At 60.6% G+C, this 26,056-nt stretch carries 21 protein-coding genes; 18 read left to right on the forward strand and 3 right to left on the reverse strand.

The window, feature by feature from the left end:
- The first annotated feature begins 46 nt into the window (after positions 1-46).
- The 4 genes from RCAS_RS13655 to RCAS_RS23385 all read left to right on the forward strand — a co-directional run bounded on the left by RCAS_RS13655 (position 47) and on the right by RCAS_RS23385 (position 3,400).
- On the forward strand, positions 47-694 hold the full coding sequence (locus RCAS_RS13655) for a hypothetical protein (protein ID WP_012121145.1): 648 nt from the start codon (positions 47-49) through the stop codon (positions 692-694).
- A 79-nt stretch (positions 695-773) separates the two neighbouring features.
- Positions 774-1,835 (forward strand): chymotrypsin family serine protease, encoded by a 1,062-nt coding sequence (locus RCAS_RS13660; protein WP_012121146.1) that lies wholly within the window; start codon positions 774-776, stop codon positions 1,833-1,835.
- Complete coding sequence (locus tag RCAS_RS13665) at positions 1,832-2,071, forward strand: hypothetical protein (RefSeq protein WP_012121147.1); 240 nt, start codon at positions 1,832-1,834, stop codon at positions 2,069-2,071. Before RCAS_RS13660 ends, RCAS_RS13665 begins: the two co-directional genes overlap by 4 nt.
- A 15-nt stretch (positions 2,072-2,086) precedes the next feature.
- A complete protein-coding gene (locus RCAS_RS23385; protein ID WP_012121148.1) occupies positions 2,087-3,400 on the forward strand; it encodes a helix-hairpin-helix domain-containing protein in 1,314 nt (437 codons plus the stop codon).
- A gap of 73 nt (positions 3,401-3,473) precedes the next feature.
- On the opposite strand, the gene RCAS_RS13675 is transcribed toward RCAS_RS23385, so the two are convergent.
- Both RCAS_RS13675 and galE read right to left on the reverse strand, forming a co-directional pair.
- Positions 3,474-5,192, reverse strand: coding sequence for an AfsR/SARP family transcriptional regulator (locus tag RCAS_RS13675; protein WP_012121149.1), 1,719 nt, complete (start codon positions 5,190-5,192; stop codon positions 3,474-3,476).
- Between the two features lie 737 nt (positions 5,193-5,929).
- The gene (galE, locus tag RCAS_RS13680) at positions 5,930-6,919 is read right to left on the reverse strand and encodes a UDP-glucose 4-epimerase GalE (RefSeq protein ID WP_012121150.1); all 990 of its coding nucleotides are present in this window, start codon (positions 6,917-6,919) and stop codon (positions 5,930-5,932) included.
- Positions 6,920-7,635: 716 nt separating this feature from the next.
- Between galE and RCAS_RS13685 the strand changes: the two genes are divergently transcribed.
- Positions 7,636-8,067: a hypothetical protein gene (locus RCAS_RS13685; RefSeq protein ID WP_012121151.1), complete on the forward strand. Its 432-nt coding sequence runs from the start codon at positions 7,636-7,638 to the stop codon at positions 8,065-8,067.
- On the opposite strand, the gene RCAS_RS13690 is transcribed toward RCAS_RS13685, so the two are convergent.
- On the reverse strand, positions 8,059-9,474 hold the full coding sequence (locus RCAS_RS13690) for a CpXC domain-containing protein (protein WP_232280019.1): 1,416 nt from the start codon (positions 9,472-9,474) through the stop codon (positions 8,059-8,061). The two genes, RCAS_RS13685 and RCAS_RS13690, sit on opposite strands and share 9 nt — an antisense overlap.
- 258 nt (positions 9,475-9,732) lie before the next feature.
- Between RCAS_RS13690 and cysK the strand changes: the two genes are divergently transcribed.
- The 13 genes from cysK (at position 9,733) to RCAS_RS13755 (ending at position 26,030) form a co-directional block, all read left to right on the forward strand.
- Positions 9,733-10,662: a cysteine synthase A gene (cysK, locus tag RCAS_RS13695; RefSeq protein ID WP_012121153.1), complete on the forward strand. Its 930-nt coding sequence runs from the start codon at positions 9,733-9,735 to the stop codon at positions 10,660-10,662.
- A gap of 248 nt (positions 10,663-10,910) precedes the next feature.
- Positions 10,911-11,846, forward strand: coding sequence for a protein-methionine-sulfoxide reductase catalytic subunit MsrP (gene msrP / locus RCAS_RS13700; protein ID WP_012121154.1), 936 nt, complete (start codon positions 10,911-10,913; stop codon positions 11,844-11,846).
- A gap of 198 nt (positions 11,847-12,044) precedes the next feature.
- Positions 12,045-14,849, forward strand: a complete 2,805-nt coding sequence (locus RCAS_RS13705; RefSeq protein ID WP_012121155.1) for a cation-translocating P-type ATPase — start codon at positions 12,045-12,047, stop codon at positions 14,847-14,849.
- Between the two features lie 23 nt (positions 14,850-14,872).
- Positions 14,873-15,517: a potassium channel family protein gene (locus tag RCAS_RS13710; RefSeq protein ID WP_012121156.1), complete on the forward strand. Its 645-nt coding sequence runs from the start codon at positions 14,873-14,875 to the stop codon at positions 15,515-15,517.
- Between the two features lie 4 nt (positions 15,518-15,521).
- Complete coding sequence (locus RCAS_RS13715) at positions 15,522-16,184, forward strand: potassium channel family protein (RefSeq protein WP_012121157.1); 663 nt, start codon at positions 15,522-15,524, stop codon at positions 16,182-16,184.
- Between the two features lie 30 nt (positions 16,185-16,214).
- On the forward strand, positions 16,215-16,484 hold the full coding sequence (locus tag RCAS_RS13720; RefSeq protein WP_269634022.1) for a cation transporting ATPase C-terminal domain-containing protein: 270 nt from the start codon (positions 16,215-16,217) through the stop codon (positions 16,482-16,484).
- A 239-nt stretch (positions 16,485-16,723) separates the two neighbouring features.
- Entirely contained in the window at positions 16,724-18,802 is a 2,079-nt protein-coding gene (locus RCAS_RS13725) for a sensor histidine kinase (protein WP_232280020.1), read from the forward strand.
- A complete protein-coding gene (locus tag RCAS_RS13730) occupies positions 18,768-19,211 on the forward strand; it encodes a response regulator (RefSeq protein WP_012121159.1) in 444 nt (147 codons plus the stop codon). The genes RCAS_RS13725 and RCAS_RS13730 overlap by 35 nt, the downstream gene beginning before the upstream one ends.
- Before the next feature lie 14 nt (positions 19,212-19,225).
- A complete protein-coding gene (locus tag RCAS_RS13735) occupies positions 19,226-21,139 on the forward strand; it encodes a response regulator (RefSeq protein ID WP_012121160.1) in 1,914 nt (637 codons plus the stop codon).
- Positions 21,140-21,465: 326 nt separating this feature from the next.
- Positions 21,466-22,584 (forward strand): substrate-binding domain-containing protein, encoded by a 1,119-nt coding sequence (locus RCAS_RS13740; protein ID WP_012121161.1) that lies wholly within the window; start codon positions 21,466-21,468, stop codon positions 22,582-22,584.
- Between the two features lie 4 nt (positions 22,585-22,588).
- Positions 22,589-24,106 carry a sugar ABC transporter ATP-binding protein gene (locus RCAS_RS13745; protein WP_012121162.1) on the forward strand — a complete coding sequence of 506 codons (1,518 nt, stop codon included), beginning with the start codon at positions 22,589-22,591 and terminating at the stop codon, positions 24,104-24,106.
- Entirely contained in the window at positions 24,103-25,071 is a 969-nt protein-coding gene (locus RCAS_RS13750) for an ABC transporter permease (protein WP_012121163.1), read from the forward strand. The genes RCAS_RS13745 and RCAS_RS13750 overlap by 4 nt, the downstream gene beginning before the upstream one ends.
- On the forward strand, positions 25,068-26,030 hold the full coding sequence (locus RCAS_RS13755) for an ABC transporter permease (protein ID WP_012121164.1): 963 nt from the start codon (positions 25,068-25,070) through the stop codon (positions 26,028-26,030). The genes RCAS_RS13750 and RCAS_RS13755 overlap by 4 nt, the downstream gene beginning before the upstream one ends.
- Positions 26,031-26,056: the final 26 nt, after the last annotated feature.

The raw sequence follows: 26,056 nt of genomic DNA on the forward strand, positions 1-26,056 counted from the left end.
CGCGTAAGCAACGCAGTGTACGGTAAGGAAAGAGGAGGTTACAACCATGGCAGTCGCAACAGCAAAACGGGAACTGGTGGCAGCGAAGGGAGCGGAGGTCGAGCGAGAGGAACTGGCGGTTGAGGAGCTGCAGGCGGCACTGTTGGAGCGCCTCGAAGCGGCGTATGAGGAGGCAAAAGCCAGCTGGCGACCGGAAGTCGCCGCACCGACCAACTGGTGGGACATCATGGCGGTCGGTCCGTTCTCAGCGCCGTTTGATCTTGGCTTCCCCAAGCCAAACCCGATTGTGCGGGTCGGACAGCCGGTGGTGATTTTCTCCGTGCTGTTCCTCAATCCAACCCCGCCGCCGGCGCCATCGCCGATGCAGATCATCGGCGGCGCCTTGCTGCCCTACCGGATCACGTATCACACCAACAACGTCATCTCGATGAACCCCGACCCATCGCTGAGCGGGACGGTGAGCGGCAACCTGGCGCCGGCGCCTTTCATCCTCAACGCCATCACGCTGACGCCGAACACACCGGGGTTGTATGAGGTCCACCTGCGCGCGCAGATCCTGACGGCGCTGAGCACGACAATGGTTCCATTCGCCGGGTATGCGTCGCGGGTCGACTCGATCCACGCTTCGATCTTCGGTCCAAGCGGACTCGTCATTCGCTTCGAGCAGCCGGTGCGCTTCGATGTGTATGCGTGATACGAAGGTCTGTCGGTAATCGGTGCAGGCGGCGACGTTGGACTGCAACGTTGCCGCCTGCGCTCCAAGGAGCGCAACAATGGACGACGAACGCCTCCGCGCTGCGCGAGCGCGGCTTATGGTGCGCCGCCTGGCGCCATCGTTCCTCTACAACCCCGCCTACCGCGTTAGTATGGTCGATTTCGGCATTCCGATCCGCGCCGAAGCTGCCGACGAACGTCCGACAATTCGCTTTCACGTGCCGCAAAAACTCTCACGCACGCAACTCGAGCGCGCCGGCATCGAAGCAGTGCCGCGACAGATCGGCGAATTTGTCACCGATGTTATTGAAGGCGCTTATGTGCCACATATCTGGAACTGGTGGTATCCCCCGCAACCGCCTACTGGTGGTGCTCGGGCGCGGCACGATCCAATGCGTGGCGGGATCAGCATATCGGTTGCGCGTGACTACAGCGCCGGCACACTCGGCGGGCTGGTGCGCGATCGCGCCACCGGTGAGTTAATGATCCTGAGCAACTGGCATGTGCTCGCCGCCGAACGCTGGGTTGCCGCCGGGTTGCCGATCTGTCAACCGGGACGACTCGACGGCGGCATGCCCTATGACATCGTCGCAACGACGATGCGCCATGCGATGCGACAGAAGATCGATGCCGCCGTGGCAACGCTCACCGGCGATCGTTCGTTAGTCAACAACCAGCTGAATATTGGTTCGGTCACCGGCGTGGCGCTCCCGCGCCTCGGCATGCGCATCACCAAGTCTGGGCGCACAACCGGCGTCACTGAAGGGATCATTACCGGAGTTGAAGGACAAACGCGGTTGTGGTATGGTTCTATGCAGCGCACCATTGAGCACGTTATGACCATCGTTCCCACCCCTGGAAAGCGCGAAGTCAGCGCAGGAGGCGATTCCGGGTCGTGGTGGCTCGATGCTGACACATACGCGGCGGTCGGGTTGCACTTCGCCGGCAGTGACGATCCGGAGCAGGCGCTGGCAATCGATATGCTGAGCGTTCTCGACGCGCTGAACGTCGAGATTGTCACCGAACGAACGTCGGTGACCGATCGACGCCGACCGGAAGCCGCCGTGCGCGAGGCGTGGCAGGCGGTCGAACGCGAAATGCTGGAGACGCTGGCGCGATGAGTTCACCATCGGCAGCATGGTGGCGCAAGGCGCGGCGCGTGCGTGATCGTATGATCGCGCGCTTCGGTGCGCACCCGGCAGTCACCGGTATCGATATTGGCTTGCTCGATCCACCCGAAGCCGGAGTGATCGGAGTGCGTATTCATGTTCGCGGCAACCCCGACGACATGAGCGTTCCTGAAGAGATTGACGGCATTCCGGTGGGTATTGTGCGGGGAGACTATCACCTGCAATGACCGGGGAGAGGTTCTATGACTGTGCGTGAACGACTGCCGTCCGACAACGAGACGCGCAGCGGCGACTGGAATGATGACACCCAATGGCACGAGCGCGCCGCATTCCGTATCGCCGTCGAGTCGCGCGAAGTGAGCGAGGGAAGGTTGGTGTGGCGCACGCGCGCCTATCACGAAGAGCGCGATCAGCGCAGGGTCTGGACCGGTGCGCCGGATGAGGCGCTGATCGAATGGATCCACGACCAGCTGCGACAATCGATCGGTGGCGCTGTTCCATCACCGCCCCGGCGTTTCCCCGCCAGTACAGCGTCTGTTGCGCCATCGTCCGATGCTCCTGCTGACGATCTGCAACAGATTCCGGGGATCGGACCGGCGATTGCGCGTCGCTTGCGCACAGCCGGCATTACCACCTTCGCAGCGCTGGCAGCGTGCTCGCCGTCCGACCTGGCTGCCTGGACGGGCCGCTCTGCGGAACAGATCGTTCGAATGGGATGGATCGAACGCGCTCGCGATCTGACGCATCCGACGCCCCCGCTCGAAGCGACGGCAACGGAACCGTCGCCGGTCGAGACGGCAGCGGCGGCGCCAAGCACGAGCGGGGTTCAGACCCGCCCTCCTCCCGCAACGGAACCGTCGTCGGTTGAAACGGCAGCCACGCTACCCGAAGCCCCGCCCGCCGCAGGAGACGCAACGGACGTGCAGCCGGTCGCAGAGACGCCGATAACCGAACTCGCCGAAACGACCACCGGGACATCTGGCGGGAAGGCAGCGCCGTCAGCAGCAGAAGAAATCCGGGAGGTGCAGAACATGATCGAAGAAGCGCCGATTATCTTTGCTGCCGTGCTACTCGACGAAGAGGGAGAGGTGCAGGACGCGCGTCTGACCACAACCGGCGATCAACCGCCTGAGTGGAACGATCAGCAGGTCGCGCGCTTTTTTATCGAAACTGCGACGCCGATACCCCATGCAGCCGTGCCTGTTACGCTGTGGCTGGATCATGTGCAGATCGATACAGTTTTCGCCCAACCGGGGAAAGGCGCCGCCTCTCGACTGCATGCGACCGCCATGCTGCACCTTGAATGGGCGGGGTCCGAAGAGATACCGCGCGCATTTTGCCACATCTTTCTCCTGGCATACGATCTGTCCGCCGGTGAAACGCACATCCTGGGAACAACCAGGGTCGAGGCGGCGGTTGGCGCGGCGGATGTTCCGCTGACCCTCGATACAGACCTGCCCGAGGTTGGCAGGTATCAACTGCTGCTGGCGGCGCTGATGCCGGAAGCGTCTGCACTGAGCGTTATTTCGGGTCCGCGACTGCGGGTGACGCCGTGAAGCGGCGATGGGCATATGGGCGGGTCTGAGACCTGCCAGTATTCTGCCCCAGAGAGAAGTGGCAAAATAGCAATCACTCCGTCTTCTCGATCACCCGGCGAACGAAATCTTCCAGTTCGTCCGATGGACTCAGCCCCAACTGACTTCTCAAGGCTGTGGCGCATGCCTGGTACTGGCGCATTGCCAGGTGGCGCAGCCCTTGCGCGGCGTAGCAACCGATGAGCACCCGATGCGCGTCTTCATCACAACTATCAACGGAAAGCGCCCGCTGGCTGAGCATGATTGCCATAGGGTAATCTTTTCGTTCCTGATATGTCCGCGCCAACTGGTGGAGCGCTTCCAGATACGCCGACTGGAAGACGATCCGCCGCTCTTCAACCCAGTCCTCGTAGCGTTCTTCCGCCATGTAGTCACCCTGATACAGATCAATGGCACGACCATACTCCCGGATTGCACCGCCCATATCCCCGCGGCTCCAGGCGGAACGCGCCGCAGCAATCGCTTCCTCGAACGCATCAGAGTCAACCCAGAGCGGCACATCAGGCGCAAGCCGATAACAATCGTTGATAAACAGCACCACCGGAACATCTCCTATCACGCGCTTGAATGTCTGACGCAGACAGTAGACTGCCTGGTGAAGACTGCGGCGCGCCAGTTCCGGTTCTGAATCGGGCCAGAACAATTCGGCAAGGCGCTCTTTCGAGATTGGCGCGTGACGATTGGCGATCAAAAAACGAAACAGTGACCGCGAACGCACCCCCTCCCACTGATCGATCAGGGTATCGTTGTAGTAGACGCGCAATGTCCCAAAGGTGTACACCGTCAACCCTCTCACGGGCGATGTCGCTTCAGGCGTCGCCGACACGTCTGATGCCGCTGTCGCGCGCGGCGTTTCGTCCTCTGGAGCATCGGCGGATAGTGATGTTTCGCTTGCACGCGCCGATTCCTCCACTGGAGCATCGGTTATCGGCGCGTCGCACGCATTCACAGCATGCTCCGCCTTTGCAGGCGGTTCTTCAATCAGGAGCGGATCATCAACGAGCAGGTGAGGCGCAGCGGAACGGTTTGGCAGGGCATGAGGCGCGAGAATGGAGCGCCACCAGGCAAGAAAACGCTGCAACAACGACGGCGAGTGATCGGTCAGCATCGGCGGTGGCGGCGGCAGATCAACATTGATCCATATCCACGCTTCGGGCGCGGACTGACAATGTTCAGCGATATACTCGTGAATGGCAAGCAGGTGACGCATGAGTTCGGCACGAACGTCACGAATGGCTGCTTCTCCCTCAGCGCGGTCGATGCGCCCCTGAGCCATCACCTGCTGCCAGCGCACGACTTCGGCGCAGAGTTGCGCCGTCGCCGCCAGCAACCCGCCAGGTGGAGCAGCATCCGCCATATCGAGACACAATTGGGCGCGTTGCAGATACGCGCCGGCCGCGCGATAATCGCCATGCTGCAACGCGATGAGCGCCGCGCGCCACGCCATCAGTCCGCATGCGCGCGGGTCGTCCAGCTGCTCGATGATGGTCAGTGCGGCGAGCGCGCGCGCCATCGCCAGATGCGCGTGTCCCTGCGACAGATGAATCTCCGCCTGCGCTGCCAGCGCTCGCCACTGCCCATCGGCATCGTTCGTTGTCCGAAAGACCACCTCCGCCTCGGCAAGCAGACTGAGCGCAACATCCCATTCCTGACGCTGCAACAAATCCAGCGCGCGGCGGTACCTCTGCCAGCCAGGTCTGTCACGTCCGGCTCGCCGGGAGCGATGTGCAGCAACATGGTTGGAAGAAGTCATACGCACTCTTTTCGTGAGGTTCCGAGTCGTCAGAGCCGGTTGTTACGAATCATTGAATAAGCCTGCGCCGACACGGGCTGCGCGAAAGCACGGAGGCGCGAAAACCGGGCAGAACGGAACCAGTGGATATGCCCCGGTTCAGGCGTACACCCTGTCGCAGACGGGGCAAGCGAGGAGGGAGCGGACATCTGCAACAGAGAGGGTGCAGCATCTCTCTGCATGTAGTATAACGCAGCCCCTCGCAAAATCAACGTTGAAGTTTGGTTAGAGTGCAGGTGCTCAGGCGCACCCACACGTGTGGGAACGTTGGGAGACGGCAGGGACGACCTGGTGGGGGACGGCAGGGGCGACCCGGTGAGGAACAGCCGCGGGCACAGCGCTGATCTCCCCTCTCCCGCATGCGGGAGAGGGGCAGGGGGTGAGGGGCAAACGGCGCATCCCAGCACCATGCACGCCCGCTCGTCTCATGCGTGCGGTCCGCTCTTGAACCGGGAGACGGCAGGGACGACCCGATGGGTCGCCCTACGAGGGTACGAAGCATCCTTATACCAATGACGATTGAAGATGCCGCATGCGTGTCATGCCGCGCGCAGCGACTTGTCATTCCGAGCGCAGCGACTTGTCATTCCGAGCGTAGCGACTTGTCATTCCGAGCGCAGCGAGGAATCGAAGCGGGTCGCGCACGACCCCGCGCGCTGCGCGGGGTGACCATGCCGGATGTTCACAGGCAATTGGTATTACCCCTGCCGACGATACCCGTGCGGATGGCGGCGATGCCATTCCCAGGCGCTGCCAATGATCTGCTCCAGGTCCGGAAAGCGAGGAGTCCACCCAAGTTCGCGGCGGATCGTCTCGGACGACGCGATCAGCACTGCCGGATCGCCGGGTCGACGCGGACCAAACTCGTAGGGGATGGGATGACCGGTCACCTGCCGGGCAGTCTCGACGACTTCGAGATTGGTGAACCCATTGCCATTGCCCAGGTTATACTTGCGGCTGCCCAGGCGATCAAGCGCCTCGAGCGCCAGAATGTGCGCCTGCGCCAGATCGAGGACGTGGATGTAATCGCGCACACAGGTGCCATCTTTCGTTGGGTAATCGTTGCCGAAGATGACCACTTTCTCGCGCTGACCGAGCGCCACCTGCAACACAATCGGGATCAGGTGCAGTTCCGGTTCGTGGTGTTCGCCGCGGTCGGGAGTGCCGCCTGCCGCGTTGAAGTAGCGCAGGCATGCGTATTTCAGACCATAGATCCGTTCAAACCAGAAGAGCATTCGTTCGATGAAATATTTCGATTCGCCGTAGGGCGAACCCGGCACAATACGCTCATCCGCATCGATCGGAATGATGACCGGGTCGTCGAACAGATTGGCAGTGGAAGAGAGAATGAAGCGTCCGACGCCGTTGGCGACGGCATGTTCCAGCAGATTTGCTGCTGCAACCAGATTGTCGCGCAGATACTTGAGCGGCTGTTGCATGCTTTCGCCAACCAATGTAAACGACGCAAAGTGCATGATGCCATCGAAGCCACGGTGCTGCTGAAACAGGCGCACAACTGCATCGGAGTCGCGCAGATCGCCTTCGACGAAGGCGGCATCGGCGGGAACGGCTTCCCGATGACCCTGATAGAGATTGTCGAAGACCACAACCTCGTGGCCTGCGGCAAGGAGTTCTGCGGCGCAAATACTGCCAATATAGCCAGCGCCGCCGGTAACGAGGATTTTCAAGATGAACCTCCCTGGTGTGGCGCCGGATGGCAGCGCCAGGTCCAAGCGATGATGACGATCCTGCAACGCTCGGGCGAGGCAGCGACACATCCTGCCGCACCCGGGCATTCCTAGTATAATACCAATGACGATTGAAGATGCGGCATTCGTGTCATTCCGAGCCCTTCGCTTCGCTCAGGGTAAACGCAGCGCGGAATCGGCGCGGGTCGCGCACGACCCCTCGCGCTGCTCGGGGTGACCATGCCGGATGGTCACAGGTCATTCGTATAACCACTTTACCGTTGAGGTCAACGCCGGTGCTGCCGCCTGAAGCGGCGATTGGGGCAAATCCCCGAAATTGACGCAGCGGTGATGTCATGGCTGCGACAGGCGCTGGTGGATAGCGTCCCGCTGCCCCGGGGCATATGACGTGTGGGCATGAGCCTGCACTCCTGTGCAAAGCGTGAGCATCCACCCACAACGGTTGGGGGAAGCAATGCCGCCGGTCGCCCAAAACGGCGGTTCGGGGGCAGCCCCCGAAAAGGAAAAGCGGCGGCGGAATGGTCTCAGCACGCGCCAACGCCCGGCGCCCCGCCGCCCCGGGGCGCCGCACATCGCGCCTGCACGCCAAGGAAGAGCATGAACAGTTACCCACAATAAAGGAATGTACAACATGGCTCTTTTATGCTATCCTATGCAAAGGTAGCTACGACACTGCTCCGTTCAGGAACATTGCCATGACCATTACTGATCGTATGCTCATCGGTGCAATTGCCAGCAATCCTGCCGATTTCAACGGAGCTGGCGAGTACCGTTGCTGTCGGACGTGCATGGTAATCTACTTTACTTCAGCAAAAAATCCTGATACCACTCACAAAGGACACGACACATTTGCCCTTCCTGCGCTCAACCCCGATGGATCTGGAAAACTGGTGCGCGCATTCCAGCGCTATATTGAACGCTGGACACCGGAGCGACGCGAGCAGTTGGAGCGTTTTGCACAGCGCAAAGGGTGGGATATGGCGATGGAGCTGAAGTACGGCGGCGGAGCGCTCGAAGATCACGAGGCAGCCGAATGGCAGGAGATTGTCAACGCCAGGCTCGAGCAGTTAATGCGTCAGGCGCGCCAGCAGATCGAAACCGGCGCACCCACGCCACAATCAAAATAGCATCACGCTGGCTTCGCGTGCCAACTGACGCAGGCGATCCCCCGCAGGCTTGCGCCCGTTCTGGTCCATCTGATCCGCAAGTTCGTTCAGGTGTTTGACAAAGGCAGGCGTAATCATCGCTGGATTCTGGCGCAGCAGTTGTGCGGCGCTCTGCGGCGTCTCCGCCTGGAGCAACTGGCTGATGAACCGATCTTCGGGCGATAACGATTCCTCGACGATGCTGGTTGCCAGGTGTTCAATGGCGCGCAAGCGTTCCGCCAGTTGAACCTGCCCACTGCGTTCTGCCGCCGCCAGATTCGACTGCAACACCAGCATGAATGCTTCGTTGATCTGATCGCTGCGTTCGCGCAGCACACGCTCTGGCGCCGCCGCATCGAGCGCCGCGCGCAACAGGTTCGCCCCAGCGTCGAACAATGCCTGCGCCTCACGATCCATCCGCTCGACCGTTTCGAGAATAACGCTGCGCCGGGCTGTCAGGCGCTCTGCTGTCGCATGATCGCCAGCCTGCTCCGCCTGCTCGATGCGCGACGTCCATTCCTCGAAGAAACTATAGTCGATGACCGGGCGCAATTCGGCGATCACTCCTTCCAGGTCATCGTCGCTGGCGGCAATCAACCGCTCAACCGCCTCCGTTGTTGCCACATCAGGCATCTCGCTCAATGTCTCGTCGCCCGTGCCGGTGAAACCGATCAGTTCCGCAAGGCGATGACGCAGCGCCAGCAGCAGTTGCGCCGAATCGTTGCGCCCGACCTGTCGACTGGCAGCGATAAAGGTATCGAGCGTGGCGAAAAACTCATCGTTGATCTCGCTGCGGCGCTGGTTGACAAGCGCGGCAAGCGCATCGTCGCCGCGTTCGGCGGCTTCGGCAAGACGACCGATCAAATCGACACGTTGACGCTGTGCTTCAATTGTCTCGCGCGATACGCCATCCGCCTCGAGGACGGCATCGATCAGCGAGTTAAGTGTTAGAAAGCGGCGTGGCGCAAGCAAATAGCCACGCGGCGCGTTGGGTGGCAGGGTGCGCATGATGAGCGACGTGGCATCGCCGATGAAACGTTCCTGCTCTTCCTGGCGGGTGTTGAGTTGCTGCGGAATATGCACGAGCGCCAGTTGTTTGGCGGCATCGTGGTAGAACAACGGTGCGCTGATCATGATCGCCATGCCGCAGTTCGGGCACATGGCCAGGTTCAATTGCCCGGCGATCAGACGCGCTTTCAGTTCGGGGTGCTGCGCATCGACAATCGTGACAACAGACGCGCGCAATGATGCACGACATGATGGACAGGTCAACTGGATCGCCTGTGATGATGGACCGGTGGTCACACGAAGCCCTTTCAGAATCGCGCGCGCCGGATGCACCGGCGCGATGGATAACCATTCTTCAGTATTATAGCACGGATTGTACACTGGTGCTTTCGTATCCGGGGGCGTGCATGATGTGTCAGGCGCCACGGGGTGACCCCTGACCTCCTCGCCGCCAATGCCGCAATCCCGACCGGCGGCATACGCGCGGACAAACGCCCACCAGCCCCGGAGAGGCTTGCACGATCGCAGCCAGACCTTTAGCCCGATGGCTCCCGCCCTCCGATTCCCCTTGACGGGCGCGATTATGGGGCGTATACTCCTAATGTTACGCAACAAAAGCAACAAATGAAAGAGGAACCCATGCGCATCTATGGCAGCATTACCGAACTAGTAGGCAACACACCGCTTGTGCGCCTGAACCGGGTGAATGATACCCACGCCACGGTGGTCGCCAAACTCGAATGGTTCAACCCGGCCGGCAGCGTCAAAGACCGCATCGGGCTGGCGATGATCGAAGCCGCCGAGCGCGACGGCATCATCCGTCCCGGCGAGACGGTGATCGTCGAGCCGACGAGTGGCAACACCGGCATCGGGCTGGCGTTCGTGGCGGCGGCGAAAGGATATAAGGTCATTCTGACCATGCCCGAGACGATGAGCATCGAACGGCGCAAACTGTTGCGTGGCTTTGGCGCCGAGTTGGTGCTGACGCCTGGCGCCGAGGGTATGCGGGGCGCGATTGCGCAGGCGGAAGCCATCGCCGCGGAATTACCGAACGCCTGGATTCCACAGCAGTTCAAGAATCCTGCCAACCCCGAAATCCACCGCCGCACGACTGCCGAGGAACTGTGGCGCGACACCGATGGGCAGATCGACATTCTGGTCTCTGGCGTCGGCACCGGCGGAACGCTGACCGGTGTATCGGAGGTGATCAAGCCGCGCAAGCCGTCATTCTATGTCGTTGCCGTGGAACCTGAAGCGTCGCCGGTGCTGTCGGGGGGCAAGCCCGGTCCGCACAAGATTCAGGGAATTGGCGCAGGGTTTGTGCCCGATGTGCTCAATACCAACGCCTATGACGAGGTCTTTCGCGTGTCGAATGAGCACGCTTTTGAGATGGCGCGTCGCCTGGCACGCGAAGAAGGGCTGATGGTCGGCATCAGTTCTGGCGCGGCGGCGTATGCGGCGCTGGAGATTGCTCGCCGTTCCGAAAATGCCGGTAAACTGATCGTTTTCATCTCTGCATCGAATGGTGAACGCTATCTGAGCACGCCGCTGTACGGCGATGATGTCTAGAGCCAATCTCTGACGAGAGTGATGCAGCCGCCTCACGAACGAGTCGCTCGACGGCTCTTTTGCCTTTGTAGCAGGCTGAAGCCTGCGCTGGGTGAGCGAAGGCAGCACCTTCGCCCACTCAATCGCCCTTTACAAGGTGAGTTTTCCAACCCACAAAGAGTGACCCGACCGTTTTGGGTTTCAGTGCGTAGAGTCCATTTAGACGATAATAATCAAACCGGCAGACAGTTCGTGCGATGGGAACGGAAATGCACAAGATACCATCTTCCGAAATTACACCCGAACATATCTACCGCTCACGGCGCCGGTTTCTGCGCGGAATCGGCGCGCTGACGCTCGCAGGGTTGGGCGTTGCGGCCTGCGGCGACACGGCGAACCAGACGCCGGCGCTCACACCAGGACCGGTCTCCCGACAGACTGATGAGCGTGGTGATCCGCTCAACACCTATGAGCAGATCACCACGTACAACAATTTCTATGAATTCACCACGCAAAAGGAGGGTGTGGCGCACCTAGCGCGCAACTTCCGCACTTCGCCGTGGACGGTCAGCATCGGTGGGCTGGTGCACAAACCGCAGACCATTGCCATTGAAGACCTTCTGAAGCGCTACCCGTCGGAAGAGCGCATTTACCGCCTGCGTTGCGTCGAGGGGTGGTCGATGGTTATCCCATGGCTCGGTTTCCCATTACACAAACTGCTGGCAGATGTCGAGCCAATGGCGAATGCGCGCTATGTGCGCTTTGAGACGCTCTACGACCCGGATCAGATGCCGGGTCAGCGCGACCGCTGGTACGCATGGCCCTATGTCGAAGGATTGCGCCTCGACGAAGCCATGCACGATCTGACCATCCTCAGCACAGGATTGTACGGTAATGTGCTTCTGCCGCAGAACGGCGCGCCGCTCCGTCTCGTCGTTCCGTGGAAGTACGGGTTTAAGAGCATTAAGTCGATAGTTGCCATCGATCTGGTCGCCGAACAACCAACATCATTGTGGATGGCAGCCGCGCCGCACGAATATGGGTTCTACGCCAACGTCAACCCCAATGTGCCGCACCCGCGCTGGTCGCAGGCGACTGAACGACGCATCGGTGAGTTCGAGCGCCGCCCAACGTTGCTGTTCAACGGCTATGCCGATCAGGTGGCGCACCTCTACGCCGGAATGGATTTGCGGGTGAACTATTGAACCAAAAAGGGCGCGTCAGCGGCGCGCCCGCAAATGGCGCTCTGGAAGAACGCCACCCTTGAAGTGTGCGCCGGGTCGAATGTGCGCCTTGCTCGACATGTCTGAGTCCGTCTCACTCTGCGCAAGCCCGCATTTATCTCCACGCACATTCATTCTCATAGCGCCCACCTCCCTTCTCGTCTATACTGTCCCCCGGACATGCAAACGATAGCGATACATGAGCTGCCAACCAGTCAGGTCTTTGCAGCACTCGACTCGAACCCTCAGGGATTGACCCCGGACGAGGCGCGTGAACGCCTGGCGCAGTATGGTCTCAACGTCCTGCACGAACCGCCGCGCAAACCGCTGATCCGCGCCCTGCTGGCGCATTTCACGCATCTGATGGCATGGCTGCTCTGGATTGGCGGAGGCGTTGCATTTGTGGCGCAAACGCCGACGCTGGGCATTGCTATCTGGCTTGTCAATATTATTAATGGGTTGTTCAGTTTCTGGCAGGAGTATAAAGCCGAACAGGCGACCGCCGCGCTCCGCCGCATGCTGCCGTCGTATGCGCGGGTGCGTCGCGCTGGCGCAGAGATGCGCATTCCGGCAGAGCATTTGGTTCCCGGTGATGTGCTGTTGCTCGCCGAAGGCGACCACATTTCAGCCGATGCGCGCCTGGTGCGCGAAACAGAACTGCGCGTCGATCAGTCGGCGTTGAGCGGTGAGTCGCATCCGGTGCGCAAAACTGCCGATCCGATCAGCGGTATCGGTCTTTCACACGCTGAATTGCCAAACCTGGTGTTTGCCGGCACGAGTGTGACATCCGGCACGGCGGAAGCCGTCGTGTTCGCCACCGGTATGCGCACCGCGTTTGGCGAGATTGCCCGCCTGACCCTGAGCGTCGGCGATGAACTCAGCCCCTTGCAGCGCGAAATGGAGCGCCTGACCCGTGTGGTCAGCGCGATTGCCGTCGGTGTCGGTTTGTTCTTCTTCGTGCTGGCAGTCGCCATCGCAGGGATCGATCTGGCGAATGGCTTTATCTTCGCCCTGGGCATGATCGTCGCCTTTGTTCCCGAAGGATTGCTGCCGACCGTGACGCTGGCGCTGGCGCTGGGTACGCAGCGTATGGCGCGGCGCAACGCGCTGGTGAAACGTCTCTCCGCCGTCGAGACGCTTGGATGCACAACTGTCATCTGTACCGACAAAACCGGCACCCTGACGCAGAACGAGATGACCGTGCGCGAGATCTGGGTCGGCGGGCGACAGATTTCGGTCAGCGGCGTCGGATATGCGCCGGAAGGATCGTTCAGTGAGTGTGGCGCGCTGCTGGAACGACCGGCCGATGATCCCGAGCTGCGCCGTTTGCTGCTGGCGGCTACGCTCTGCAACGACGCCCGTCTCATTCCGCCACATACGATGACGCCAGAAGACCAGGGACATTCCAACAACGGTGAACGGTGGAGCATCCTGGGCGACCCAACCGAGGCGGCGCTGCTGGTGGCGGCGCGCAAAGCGGGTATCGACAACGACGCCGAAGCGCAACAGATACCGCGCATTCGTGAGTTGCCGTTCGAGTCGCGCCGCAAACGGATGAGCGTCGTCTGCCGATTGCAACCACAGGTCGCAGCGCATCGATCCGCCGGGTTCGTAGCATATGTCAAGGGCGCGCCCAAAGAAACGCTGGCGCTCTGTACATCCTTTGCTGTCGGCAATTCCATTCAGCCGCTCGACGAAACGCAGCGCGCAGACATCCTCGCAGCCAACGATCAGTATGCGCGCGCCGGGTTGCGCGTGCTGGCAGTTGCGCAACGTTTGCTGAATGCTATGCCCGCCTCGTTCGAGGCTGAGCATATCGAACGTGATCTGACATTCCTCGGTCTGATCGCAATGATGGATCCGCCACGTCCAGAAGTCGAATCAGCGGTGGCGACGTGTCATGCCGCCGGGATTCGTATTATCATGATCACCGGCGATTATGGACTGACGGCAGAAAGCATCGCCCGGCGCATCGGCATCATCCGTGGCGCGCAGCCGCGTATTGTGACCGGCGCTGAATTGGACAGCATGGATGACGCGGCGCTTCACGACGCACTGACTGATGAAGTGCTCTTCGCGCGCGTCGCGCCAGAGCACAAACTGCGCGTCGTCAGCGCGCTGCGCGCACAGGGGCATGTCGTCGCTGTGACGGGTGATGGCGTCAACGACGCTCCGGCGCTCAAACAGGCGGATATTGGCGTGGCGATGGGGCGCGCGGGAACCGACGTCGCGCGGGAAGCGGCGGACATCATTCTGACCGACGACAATTTCGCCTCGATTGTCAGCGCTGTCGAAGAAGGACGCGCAGTCTACGCCAATATCAAAAAATTCGCCACCTACATCTTTACCAGCAACACTCCCGAGGCGGTTCCATTCGTGCTGTTCGCCTTCAGCGGCGGGCGTATCCCGATTGCGCTGAACGTTATGCATATTCTGTCGATTGATCTGGGAACCGACATCGTTCCGGCGCTGGCGCTCGGCGCCGAACCGCCCGAACCCGGTATCATGGAGCGTCCGCCGCGTAGTTTGAAGGAACATGTGGTCACCGGCGCTATGCTGCGCCGCGCCTATCTCTGGCTTGGACCGGTGCAGAGCCTGGCAGCAATGGCGGCATTCTACTACCAGTACTGGACGAATGGGTACTGGGGGCAGTGGCTCGACCTTCCGGCAGACGGTCCGTTGTACCGTTCGGCGACGGCAATGGCGCTGGCGGCAGTGGTGACGACACAGATCGGCAACCTGTTTGCGCAGCGAAGCGAGCGCCTTTCGGTTCTGCGCCTGCCTCTAATGGGAAACCGGTTGATCTGGATCGGCATCGCTACAGAAGTGATCCTGATCGTGGCGATTGTGTATGTGCCGTTTTTGCAGGATGTCATTGGGACGGCGGCGTTCAACCCCGTCAACTGGATCGTTCTCGCGCTCTGGGCGCCAGCATTGCTACTAGTCGATGAACTGCGCAAACTGGTGATCGCCCGGCGAAAGTGACGGTCACCTGAAGGAGGCGCATCATGCGTGTGATCATCGTAGGATGCGGACGAATGGGCGCCGGGCTGGCGTTGAATCTTACCCGCAGTCAGCACGAAGTGACCATCATCGATCGTGATCCGGCGGCGTTTGCGGCTTTGGGCGAACGATTTGGCGGTCAGACAATCACCGGGCACGGCTTCGACCGCGATGTACTGTTGCGTGCCGGGATCGCGCGTGTCGATGCGCTGGCAGCAGTGACGTCCAGCGATGAAACCAATGTGGTAACTGCGCGGGCGGCGCGGCGGTTCTTCCGCGTGCCGCGCGTCGTCGCCCGCCTCTACGATCCGCGCAAAGCCGAGATTTATCGGCGCCTGGGCATCCTGACCATTTCAACAACGGAGTGGGGCATCCACCGTGTCGCCGAACTCATCAGTTATTCCTGGTTCGAGCCGATTGTCAGCCTTGGAGCGTCGGTCAACCTTGTTGATGTCGAAACGCCGCCGATGATGGCGGGACGTTCGCTTGCCAGCCTCACCGTGCCAGGCGAAGTGCATCCGGTGGCGATCAGTCGCGGCGGGCGCTGTTTCCTGCCAACACCGGAGACGCAGTTGCAGGCGGGCGATCTGCTGCACGTCGCCGTGCTGGCAACCTCAACCGAACGTCTGAAGGCGCTGTTGGGAGTCTGAACCTATGTTTGTGATCATTGTCGGCGGCGGGAAGGTTGGCGCGCATCTGGCAGGTCTGCTGATCGCCAGCGATCACCGGGTATGCGTCGTCGAACCGCGCGCCACTGCGCGCGACCATCTGGCGCAAACTCTGCCGCCGGAGACGATTGTTGCAGGAAGCGGCAGCGATCCCGCCGTGCTGGAGGCATGTGGCGCGCGCCAGGCGGATGTTGTGGCAGCCGTTACCGGCGATGATGAGGTCAACCTGGTAGTCACAAGTCTGGCGCGCTTCGAGTTTCATGTGCCGCGCACGATTGCGCGGGTGAACAATCCGAAGAACGCATGGATGTTTACCGCCGAAATGGGGGTTGATGTCGCGCTGAGTCAGGCGGATCTGATGGCGCATCTCATTCTCGAAGAGATGTCGCTGGGCGATATGATGACGCTGCTCAAGTTGCGTCGCGGGCGCTACTCACTCGTGGAAGAGAAAATCGCCGCCGATTCATTGGCGGTGGGACGCGCCATCACCGATCTCAATCTGCCGCACGAGTGCGTGATTGTCGCTATTATCCGGCGGGGTCGTCTGATTCCGCCCCACGGGGACACCGTGCTGCACGCTGGCGACGAAGTCCTGGCGTTGACAGCGGCTGAGCAGGTGCAGCGGCTGGCGGAGATTCTGGGAGGGTGAGACGCAGCCTGGAGGAGGTGATGAGGACGCCTGCTCAACTGCCGTTCGCTCACGCACTCGATGTTTCAGATCGGCGCGTTCAGCAACCGCTGGCTGTTCGTCGGCATCGGGACGATGATCCTGTTGCAACCGGGATTCACCTGTCCGCCGTGGATGGGCCAGATTCTCAACAGTGCGCCAATCAGTCTCGAAGCGTGGGGGCGCGTCATGCTCATTGCGTTTGTGGGATATGCGCCGATCACGACCGAACCATGGCGACGCCGCCGGTATGCCGGCGAGCGCCGCGCGGTCCTGACCTGATTCAAAGTCTTGCCTTCATCTTCCATGCATGATTTCATACTAATGACGATTGACGATGCCGCATGCTGGTCATTCCGAGCGCAGCGACTGGTCATTCCGAGCGCAGCGACTGGTCATTCCGAGCGCAGCGAGGAATCTCAGCGGGTCGCGCACGACCCCTCGCGCGGCTCGGGGTGACCATGCCGGATGTGCACAGGTCATTGGTATCAGATATGAGGATGAAACCATTGATTGTACGCATGTTTCAGCCACCGCGTTTCGATGATGAAGATCAGACACGCATCGCGCAGACCCAGCATCTGCTCCTGCTCGTCTGTCTGACAATTGCGCTGATTGCCGCGACGATCAATGCCGCTCTTGGGCGCTCAACCTCGACGATTGCTTTGCTGATCAGCGCTGGGGTGGCTTTGATCGCGCTTTTGCTGTTGTATGCGCGCCGCCTGCGTCTATCAATTGCGCTTCTGCTTAGTCTTTTCATTGGGTTGACCGCCTCGCTCCAGGTGATCGGTCGCGGCGCCCACGACACGGTCACCGGTCTCTATGCGGCGGTCATTGTCATCGGCAGCCTCCTGCTCGACCGCCGCGCATTCATCGGGATGGTCGCGGTGATCATGCTGGTCATCGCCGGGATTGTGACGGCGGAAATGTATGGCTGGACCCGGTCTCCCTACGAAAGCGAACCGGGCGACTGGTTCGATCTGGCGCTTATTCTGGGACTGACGGCATTCGCCGCGCGGTTGTTGAGTGAAAGCCTGCAACGCAGCCGCGCGCTGGCGCGCGCGCACGCGAAGACGCTGGCAGCGCAGGCAGCCGCATTGCGCGCTTCGGAGGAACGTTACCGCATTCTGGCGGCGAATCTGCCCGACAGCGCCGTGCTGATTTTCGATCACGATCTGCGATTCGTCCTGAGTGAAGGACCGGAACTCGCTGCAACCGGTTACTCGAAAGCGGCGCTCGAAGGACGCACGCTCTACGAAGCGCTGCCTCACGCATTCGCCGCACAGGTCGAAGGAAACATCCGCGCCGTTTTGAGCGGTCGCCGCTTCTCAGCGGAGATCCCCTACGAAGACCGCATCTACCACTATCATTATGTTCCGCTGATCGACGACAGCGGGGCAGTGCGGTACGGCATGATCCTGGCGCGTAATGTGACGGAGCAGCGCCGGGCGCAGATGGCGCTCCAGGAGCGCGAAGCGCAACTTCGGTTGATCACCGAAAATATGGGTGACGCAATCACGCAACTGAATGCAGCGTTCACCGTTATCTACGCCAGCCCGTCGGTGCAGCGCGTGTTCGGCTATCTTCCCGAAACCATCAATGGAGCATCCATTTCCGTATTGATCCACCCCGATGATGCACCGGGCGTAACCATGGCGCTCAAACGCATACGGGATGAAGGTGCATCCGCCACGCGCATCGAGTATCGTGGCCGCAGTGATCACTGCCGCTGGCTCGAGTCGGAGATTCGCGCGCTCTATGGCACGAACGGTCAGTTTACCGGCGCCATCCTCACCACGCGCGATGTGACCGAACGCAAACAGATCGAAGTGGAGCGCGAGCGCCTGATTGCCGAACTTGAACAAAAAAACGCCGAACTCGAACGTTTCACCTACACCGCCTCGCACGACCTGAAGAGTCCGCTGATCACCATCCAGGGATTTCTCGGTTATCTGGAACGCGACGCACAGGAAGGCAACACGAAACGGATGCAGGACGACATCCGGCGGATCGGTGCAGCGGTGCACAAAATGGAGCGCCTGTTGAACGATCTGCTGGAACTGTCGCGGATCGGGCGCGTGAGCGCCGCACCGCAATACGTGCCGTTCAATGTTGTGGTGCAGGAGGCGCTCGAATTGCTTGTCGGCAGGATCGCCGAACGACAGGCGCGCATCAGTGTCGCTCCTGAGATGCCCGTTGTGTACGGCGAGCGGACACGCCTGGTCGAAGTGGTTCAAAACCTGGTTGATAATGCGCTCAAGTTCTGCGATAATCAATATACGCCCGATATTACGATCGGTGTGCTGCGCGAGTCGCAGGGTTCGTCGATCTTCTTCGTGCGCGACAATGGCATCGGGATCGAACCGAAATACCACGAGCAGATCTTCGGACTGTTCAACAAACTCGATCCGCGTAGCGCAGGCACAGGCGTTGGGCTGACGATTGTTCGTCGCATTATCGAAGTTCACGGCGGGCGTATCTGGGTCGAATCAGGCGGACCAGGCAGTGGCGCTACCTTCTACTTCTCGCTCCCCATCGCAGCCACACCAGTGCAGGAGGTGAGCCATGACCGACACGACGCTCCGGGTGCTCCTGGTTGAGGATAACGACGATCACGCTGAACTGATCCGGCGCACGCTCAACGAGCAGCAGAGGACGCCACAGATTGTGCATGTCAGCGATGGCGAGAGTGCGCTCGATTACCTGCACCGCCGTGGAGCATGGATCGATCCGGCACAGAGTCCTCGTCCGCACGTCATTCTGCTCGATCTGCGCCTGCCGCGCGTTGATGGTCTCGACGTCTTGATGAACATCAAACAGTCGGCGGATTTGCGCCGCATTCCGGTGGTGGTGCTGACCACATCCTCAGCAGAGCGCGACGTGACCCGCGCCTACGATGCGCATGCGAACAGTTATCTGGTCAAGCCATTCGGCTTCGAGGACTTTCGCAACCTGATGCATGATGTTGGGGTGTACTGGTTGATGCGTAATACCGTTGCTCACCTATAAATTCGGAATCGACCGTGACCGGCGCCGAGCGTGTCCGATTGCTGCTCATCGAAGACGATGAATTGCACATCGAATTGATCCAGCGCGCCTTTGAACCCTGGCAGTCGCTGTTCGATCTGACGGTTGCGCATACGCTGCGGGAAGCGCGCGCGCTGTTGGATGATGACGCTTTCCGATTCGATTTGCTTATTTGCGACTGGCGATTACCCGACGGGGACGGGCTGGAATTGCTCGATCCATCAGACCCGCTGCCCCTTCTTGTGATGACCGGCTATGGCAATGAGCGGGTAGCGGTGGAAGCAATTCGCGCCGGCGCGCTCGACTATATCGTCAAGAGCGAAGCCGCATTCATCGATCTGCCGCGTGTCGCGCAGCATGCACTGCGCCAGTGGCGGGCGATCCAGACGCAGTATCGCACAGAACAGGCGCTGCGTGAGATCGAGGCGCGTTATCGTCTGATTACCGAAAACACCTCTGATCTGATCGCCATCCTCGACGAACAGCACCGTTTCCGGTACGTCAGCCCCTCCGCCGTCAACCTGCTGGGGCGAACTCCTGAGGAATTGATCGGGCATGACGCCTTTGATGATCTCCATCCTGATGATATGCCCAACAGCGCGGCATACTGGCAGGAGATCGCACTGCGCAAACGCACCACGGCAACCTTCCGCTATCGTCATGCGGGCGGTTCCTGGCGCTGGTTCGAGTGCGACATCAAAGCCGTCGTTCAGGACGGCGCACCTGCCGCCATTGTGATCGCCCGCGATATTACGGCGCGCCGTGAACTGGAAGAACGGTTGCTCCAGATGCAAAAAATGGACGCGCTTGGTCGGTTGTCGGGCGGAGTCGCACACGATTTCAACAACCTCCTGGCAGTAATCGCCGGATGCACCGAATTGGCGCGCCAGTCGCTCCCGGATGACCATCCGGCGATGCTGGAACTGATCGAAATTCAGCATGCTACCGAGCGCGCCTCGGCGCTGACCCGTCAGTTGCTCGCCTTCGCTCATCGTCAGAAGTTCGACCCGCGCCCGATTGATTTGAATGCGCTCATTCAGGACATGCACAAACTGTTGCGCCGCCTGATCCGCGAGGACATCACCCTGCACACCCGCCTCGCTCCCGATCTCTGGCACGTGCGCGCCGATCCAGGGCAAATTGAGCAGGTGCTGGTAAATCTTGCCGTCAATGCGCGCGATGCCATGGCTGTCGGTGGCGCCCTCACGATTGCAACAACCAATGTCGTGGCTGATGAGGCGTTTGAACGCCGCTATCCTTCCCTCAAGGCCGGAGAGTACGTTTGCCTGACTGTCAGCGACACCGGCATTGGCATGGATGAAGAGACGCGCCGGCGCGCCTTCGAGCCGTTCTTTACCACGAAGAAACCGGGCGAAGGCACAGGCTTGGGGCTGGCGACCTGCTATGGTATTGTGACTCGTCATGGTGGCGCCATCGATCTGGCAAGCGAGCCAGGATGCGGTACGGTCGTCACGATCTATCTGCCGCGCGCTTCGGTTGAGGGAGCGCAGGCATCCGAAACCGTCGATCAGAGCGCTGGTCTCGACGGCTCGGAAACCATTATGCTGGTCGAGGACGATCCGGCAGTGCGTTCGCTGGTGGCACGGACCCTCCGCGCGCACGGGTATACCGTTCTCGAAGCGAGCAGCGATCAGGAAGCGATTGCCCATGCTGCACAGGACGCAACCATCCACCTGCTCCTGAGCGATCACGTCATTCCGCACACGAGCGGTGTTGCCCTGGCGGATCGTCTGACCTTCCTCCAACCCCGGATGCGGGTGCTGTTTATGACCGGATATGTCGTTGAACCGCAGCAAAACGCTCATCGCGCCACCGATGCGCCGGTGATCGAGAAGCCGTTCACCCCCACCGAACTCCTGCATCGGGTTCGCGCCTTGCTGGATGCCTAGACACGCTGCGTGGCGGAAGGATTCAAAAAAACGATCCATAAGACCCCGGCGCCACTTGCCTGTTTCAGCACTCTGATCTACAATCCACCACACAGGTTCGCAGAAGTTGTATCGTCGGGTCCGCGCGAGATCGTTGAGGCGTCGCCTGTGAAGCGCGCCTGTGTCCGATGCCCTCCCATAGGGTGAAACCGCACCGGCAACCATGCCACAGCCAGATATCAGCCATCGCGCACACAAGAGAGGAGGCGCTATCGAAATCCAGCGTGCATCGTCCTCACCTCATCACGTCATCGCATTCGCATTGTGACAGACAGGAGAAACAGGCAATGAAACGCCGACAATTCGCACTGTTTGCGATCACGCTCATGCTCGCCACCCTGATTGCGGCATGCGGCGGAACGCCCACCACCACCGCACCGACCGCTGCGCCAGCGCCACAACCCACGACGGCGCCAGCGCCCGAGGGCAGAAAGTTCACAATCGGCATCTCCAACCCGTTCATCAGCAGCGAATACCGCACCCAGATGATCCAGTCGTTGATCGAGGTCAATAAGGAATACATGGAACGGGGGATCACCAACGAACTCGTGATCGAGAGCGCCGATACCGATGTCGCCGGTCAGATCCAGCAATTGCAGAATCTCATTAACAAAGGGGTCGATGCCATCCTGGTGAACCCCAGCGATGTCAATGGTCTTAACGACACGCTTCAGGAAGCGATCAACAAGGGGATCATCGTCATCTCGGTCGATCAGGAACTGAACACCCCCGGCGTCTACAACGTCGGCATCGATCAGAAGGAATGGGCGAAGATTTCAGCCCGCTGGCTGGCGGAGAAGCTTGGCGGACAGGGAAATATTGTGCTGATCGAGGGCTTCCCCGGGCATCCGGCGAACGTTGCGCGCATGGAGGGCGTCGAGGAAGTGCTGAAGGAGTATCCCAATATCAAGGTGCTAGGGCGTGAAACCGGCAAGTGGGACGAAGCCACCGGTCAGCAGGTGATGTCGAACTTCCTGGCGTCGTTCCCCAATCTCGACGGCTACTGGACGCAGGATGGCATGGCGATTGGCGCGATGCAGGCGGTGATGGCCGCCAACCCGTCGAAGTGGCCCGTGCTCGTCGGCGAGGGGCGCTGCCAGTTCTTGCAGTTGTGGGATCAGCGCCTGAAGGAAGACCCCAACTTCGAGACGATTGCCGTCGCCAATCCGCCCGGCGTATCGCCAACCGGTCTGCGCATTGCCATCAATATGCTTCAGGGCAAGCAGGTGGACAAGAGTAAACTTGGAGGGGCGAATGGACTGTCGTTCGTCATTCCGGTGCCGGTGATTGTGACGAAAGACAATTTCCAAGAGGTGTTCACCACAGTGTGCAAGGATAAGCCGGCCACCTACCTGCTCGACGGCATTATGACCGACGAGGAAGTGCAGCAGTTCTTCGTGAAGTAGCGCCATGCCGTCTCTGCTCGCTGTTCGCAATGTCGCCAAGCGGTATGGCGCCATCCAGGCGCTGACAGATGCTAGCCTGGAAATCAGCGCCGGTGAGACGCTGGCGCTGATCGGAGCGAACGGCAGTGGGAAGAGCACACTGAGCAAGGTCATCAACGGAGTGGTTGCCCCCGATGGAGGGCAACTGCTCCTCGATGGACGCGCTGTGCGCTTCGACTCGCCGCACGCCGCCAAAGACGCTGGCATCTCGACCGTCTTTCAGGAACTCAGCCTTGTGCCGCAGATGACCGTCGCCGAGAATATCTGGCTCACCCGCGAGCCATTGCGGCGCGGTGGTCTGATTGACCAGCGCGCTGAGCGACGACGCACCGAAGCATTGTTGTCGCTCTTTGCCGGAACATTGCGCACCGATCTGACACCGGATACGCCGGTATCTGCGTTGCTCCCCGATGAACGGCAGATCGTCGAGATCCTCAAGGCGATCAGTGTCAATCCGCGCCTCCTGATCCTGGACGAAGCGACCGCGAGCCTGGACAGCCGCCAGGTACAGCGGTTGTTCGAGTTGATCGGGCAATGGAAAACGCAGGGAACCGCCATTATCTTTATCTCTCACCGCATGGCCGAGATCGAACAGATTGCCGACCGCTATTCCGTGCTGCGCAACGGTCAGACGGTCGGCGAGGGTTCGATGAAGGATGCTACATCGAGCGATCTCGTGGCATTGATGACGCCGGAGACATCCGGTGGCGCGATTGAGCGTCATCGCATGTTACCCGACGAATTGGCGACGCGGCGGATTGTGCTTCAGATCGATGGTCTGTGCACCAGCGTGCTGCGTGGAGTCGGCATACAGGTGCGTGAGGGAGAACTCCTCGGTATTGGCGGGTTGAAGGGGCAGGGGCAGCGCGATTTGCTGCTCGCAATCTTTGGCGGCGTGCCATATAGCGGGCGCATCACGCTCGAAGGCAAAACAGTTCACTTTACCCATCCGCGGCAGGCGATGAACCATGGGGTGGCGCTCGTTCCGGGTGATCGCGCCGGTGAAGGGTTGCTTTCCATCCGCTCGATCCTGGAAAATCTGCTGGTTCCCTCGTGGCGCCATTATGGCTTTCCGCTGCGCATGAAACGCGCGCGCCAGGATGCCGGCGCGATTGCAACGCGCCTCGATCTGAAAATGGCAGGGCTTGACGCGCCGGTCAGCTCGCTGTCGGGCGGCAACGCACAGAAAGTGGTTATCGGCAAATGGCTCCTGCGCAATCCGCGTGTCCTGCTCCTGGACGACCCAACCAAAGGGGTCGATATTGCCGCCAAAGCGGAGTTCTATCGCCTGCTCTCTCGCCTGTGCGCTGAGGGAACCACCGTGATCCTCTATAGCAGCGACGACGAAGAGTTGATCGGTCTGAGCGATCGCGTGATCGTGATGCACGATGGTCAGATCAGTGCAGAACTCGCCGGCGCATCGCTGACAACCGCCAATCTCGTTGCCGCAAGCCTGGGAGTCGTTGCCAGGGAGACGCTATGAAACCATCGCGCTGGCAGCAGGTAACCTATCGCCATCCCTATCTGTTTGCACTGCTGCTGCTGGTCGTGGCATTCACCGCGAATGTGCTGCTGCAACCGAACCTGCTCGATCCAATGACGCTGAATAGCAATATGCGCGTCTTTCTGCCGCTGATCCTGGTCGCTATCGGGCAGGCGATCGTGATGATCGGCGGCGGCATCGACATCTCGGTCGGCTCGATTGTCTCAATCGTCAACGCGATCCTCGCTACACAGATCGGGTTGAGCGGCGATCTGAGCACTGCCGGCATGGTGATGGGGATGGCGTTGCTGGTCGGCATGGGGGCTGGTGCGCTGAATGGGCTGTTTATCGCCTATCTGCGCCTCCAGCCGATTATTACGACGTTTGCCACCAGTTTTATCTATGCGGGGCTGGCGCTTTTCATCCTGCCCAACCCTGGCGGCGGCGTGCCATCGCGGCTGACGGCGTTCTACCGCGAGACGATCATTCTCTGGTTGCCGCTCGCGTTCTATGTCATTGGGCTGTTCCTCCTTGCGTGGGGCATCGTGCGGCGCACGCGCTACGGGCGTTATCTCTACGCCGTTGGCTGCAAAGCCGATGCCGCTTATGAAACGGGCGTGCCGGTGCGGGCAGTGCAGTTCAGCACCTATGTCATCTCTGGGTTGATGGCAGCGTTTGGCGGGATTGCGATGACGCTGCTCACCGGCTCCGGCAATGCGCAGGTCGGTGATCCGCTGACCCTCTCGTCGATCACGGCTGCGGTGATCGGCGGGACGCCGCTGAGCGGCGGCGCCGGCGGCATTGCCGGTCCGATCATTGGCGCGGTCATCCTTGGTTTGATCCGCAATATCATCTCGTTTGCCAACGTCGCCACCTGGTGGCAGACGTTTGTGAATGCTGCTATCATTGTGCTGGCGCTGGCGATGCCCGGCATCATTAATCTGGTGCGCAGGAGAAATTCATGACGCGACGGACGATCTCACCGCCGCTCGCTGCGGTGCTGTTGGCGGTGGCGCTGTTCCTGCTCAGCGGATTCCTGCCCAACGGCTTCGGCGGCAATCTCGATGTCGCAACCGCACAAGCCATCAACATCGTGCGCCTCTCGGTCTTTCTGGGTATTATCGCCGCCGGGCAAACGCTGGTGATTATCAGCGGCGGGGAAGGCATCGATCTTTCGACAGGCGCAGTCGTCACCCTGACTGCGATCCTGACGTACACCATCGTCAATGGGAGCAACGAACAGGTGCTGCCGGCATTGCTGGCTGTGCTGGTCGTTGGCGGGTTGATCGGGCTGATCAACGGCGCTGGCGTGGCGTTCCTTGCCATCTCGCCACTGGTCATGACCCTGGGTATGGCGGGTGTGGTGAGCGGGTTGATCCTGGTCATCACACAGGGAAATGTCAGCGGCGCCGTTGCGCCGATCATGACGCAACTGATTGCCCGTCCGGTTCTGGCGGGCATTCCCGGCGCCATTCTGATCTGGGCAGTCTTCGCGGCGCTGATGTGGCTGCTGCTCGAACGCACCGCTTTCGGCAAACACCTGTTCGCCATCGGTACGAACCGCACGACTGCGCGACTCTCCGGCATTCATGTGACCGGCATGATTATTGGCGCCTATGCGATCTCCGGAATGCTCGCCGGTCTTGGCGGTTTTCTGGTTGTCGGGAATACCGGCGTCGTGCATATTCGTATTGGCGATCCCTTCCTCTTCCCGTCGATTGCAGCCGTCGCAGTTGGGGGAACGCTGCTGACTGGCGGCAAAGGGAGTTATTTTGGCACAATGGCGGGGGCATTGGTGCTGACGCTGATCACGAGCCTGCTGACGACCATGCAGATGCAGGAGTCGGTGCGCCGCATGGTGCTCGGCGCTACCCTGCTGGCGATGATCGCCATTTATGGACGTCAGCGCGGTTTCCGGCAGTGATTTGACACCCCTGCACAAATCGATTT

This window comes from Roseiflexus castenholzii DSM 13941, assembly GCF_000017805.1.
Lineage (GTDB): Bacteria > Chloroflexota > Chloroflexia > Chloroflexales > Roseiflexaceae > Roseiflexus > Roseiflexus castenholzii.

Coding starts and splice junctions, on each gene's coding strand:
- cysK (WP_012121153.1), top strand. CDS start 9,733: ATGCGCATCTATGGCAGCATTACCGAACTAGTAGGCAACACACCGCTT.
- RCAS_RS13725 (WP_232280020.1), top strand. CDS start 16,724: ATGTTTCAGCCACCGCGTTTCGATGATGAAGATCAGACACGCATCGCG.
- RCAS_RS13750 (WP_012121163.1), top strand. CDS start 24,103: ATGAAACCATCGCGCTGGCAGCAGGTAACCTATCGCCATCCCTATCTG.
- RCAS_RS13745 (WP_012121162.1), top strand. CDS start 22,589: ATGCCGTCTCTGCTCGCTGTTCGCAATGTCGCCAAGCGGTATGGCGCC.
- RCAS_RS13665 (WP_012121147.1), top strand. CDS start 1,832: ATGAGTTCACCATCGGCAGCATGGTGGCGCAAGGCGCGGCGCGTGCGT.
- RCAS_RS13660 (WP_012121146.1), top strand. CDS start 774: ATGGACGACGAACGCCTCCGCGCTGCGCGAGCGCGGCTTATGGTGCGC.
- msrP (WP_012121154.1), top strand. CDS start 10,911: ATGCACAAGATACCATCTTCCGAAATTACACCCGAACATATCTACCGC.
- RCAS_RS13685 (WP_012121151.1), top strand. CDS start 7,636: ATGACCATTACTGATCGTATGCTCATCGGTGCAATTGCCAGCAATCCT.
- RCAS_RS13740 (WP_012121161.1), top strand. CDS start 21,466: ATGAAACGCCGACAATTCGCACTGTTTGCGATCACGCTCATGCTCGCC.
- RCAS_RS23385 (WP_012121148.1), top strand. CDS start 2,087: ATGACTGTGCGTGAACGACTGCCGTCCGACAACGAGACGCGCAGCGGC.
- RCAS_RS13715 (WP_012121157.1), top strand. CDS start 15,522: ATGTTTGTGATCATTGTCGGCGGCGGGAAGGTTGGCGCGCATCTGGCA.
- RCAS_RS13755 (WP_012121164.1), top strand. CDS start 25,068: ATGACGCGACGGACGATCTCACCGCCGCTCGCTGCGGTGCTGTTGGCG.
- RCAS_RS13655 (WP_012121145.1), top strand. CDS start 47: ATGGCAGTCGCAACAGCAAAACGGGAACTGGTGGCAGCGAAGGGAGCG.
- RCAS_RS13710 (WP_012121156.1), top strand. CDS start 14,873: ATGCGTGTGATCATCGTAGGATGCGGACGAATGGGCGCCGGGCTGGCG.
- RCAS_RS13675 (WP_012121149.1), bottom strand. CDS start 5,192: ATGACTTCTTCCAACCATGTTGCTGCACATCGCTCCCGGCGAGCCGGA.
- RCAS_RS13730 (WP_012121159.1), top strand. CDS start 18,768: ATGACCGACACGACGCTCCGGGTGCTCCTGGTTGAGGATAACGACGAT.
- RCAS_RS13705 (WP_012121155.1), top strand. CDS start 12,045: ATGCAAACGATAGCGATACATGAGCTGCCAACCAGTCAGGTCTTTGCA.